We start from the raw sequence: 1,082 nt of genomic DNA, 5'->3' as shown, positions 1-1,082 counted from the left end.
CCGGACCGACCCACATACCCACACGCCACACCCCGACCCGCCACATACAACTCACCGACCACACCCACCGGCACCGGGTTCAGCCACTCGTCGAGGACGAAGAAGCTCAGGTGCGCCAGCGGCAGGCCGATCGGGCTGGCGGTGCCGTCGACGTCGGCGCCGGTGATCTCCCGGACCGAGGCGTGCACCGTGGTTTCGGTGATGCCATACATGTTGATCAGCCGCAGCGATCGCGGGTGGTTGTGCAACCACTTGCCCAGGCGCTGCGGTTCGAGCGCCTCGCCGCCGAATACGACCGTCCGCAGTTTCACCTCCCGGGCCAACAAGGGTGACAACGCGTAGAACGCCGACGGTGTCTGGCTCAGGACGCTGATCTGCTCGCGAATCAGCATGGCGTGCAGGTCTTCTGGTGAGCGGACCACCGCGTCGGGCACGATCACCAGCCGGTCGCCGTGCAGCAGCGACCCGAAGATCTCCCACACCGAGAAGTCAAAGGACAGCGAATGGCACTGCGACCACACCCGGCCCAGCGCCAGCTCGTCATGCACCGACTCCAGCAACTGGGTGACATTGTGATGGGTGACCGCCACGCCCTTCGGAACCCCCGTCGTGCCCGAGGTGTAGATGATGTAGGCCACGTTCTCGGGGGCCGGCGGCGGTAGCGGCCCGGCCGGCTGTGCCGCCATTTCCGGATCGTCGAAATCGATGACGGCCACGTCCGACCCGTCGAGCCGCGATCGCACGCCCGCGGTGGTGACGGCGGCGATCGGCAGGGCGTCGGTGAGCATGAACTCGATGCGGGTCGCCGGGAGCCCGGGATCGATGGGCAGGTAGGCGGCCCCGGTCTTGAGCACCGCCAAGATCGCCACCACGGCCTCGGCCGAACGCTCGGCCACCAGACCCACACACTCCCCCGGACCCGCACCATACTCAACCAACAAGCGCGCCAACCGATTCGACGACTCATCCACCTCGCCATACGTCCACGACCGGCCCCCGCAGGTGATCGCCACCGCCTCCGGGACACGATCCACCTGCGCGGCGAACAACTCCGGAATCGACACCGTCACCGCCACCGGCCC

The 1,082-nt window shown here is 67.7% G+C and carries 1 protein-coding gene; it reads right to left on the bottom strand.

Features of this window, described 5'->3' with window-relative positions; genetic code table 11:
* Positions 1-1,082, bottom strand: a 1,082-nt coding sequence (locus tag A5681_RS08985) for an amino acid adenylation domain-containing protein (RefSeq protein WP_156737912.1), incomplete at both ends; no start/stop codon positions are given.

The sequence above is a fragment of the Mycobacterium scrofulaceum genome (assembly GCF_001667885.1).
Lineage (GTDB): Bacteria > Actinomycetota > Actinomycetes > Mycobacteriales > Mycobacteriaceae > Mycobacterium > Mycobacterium scrofulaceum_C.
Note: the sequence above shows the minus strand (reverse complement) of the source record. Positions and strands in the feature narration are given on the sequence as shown.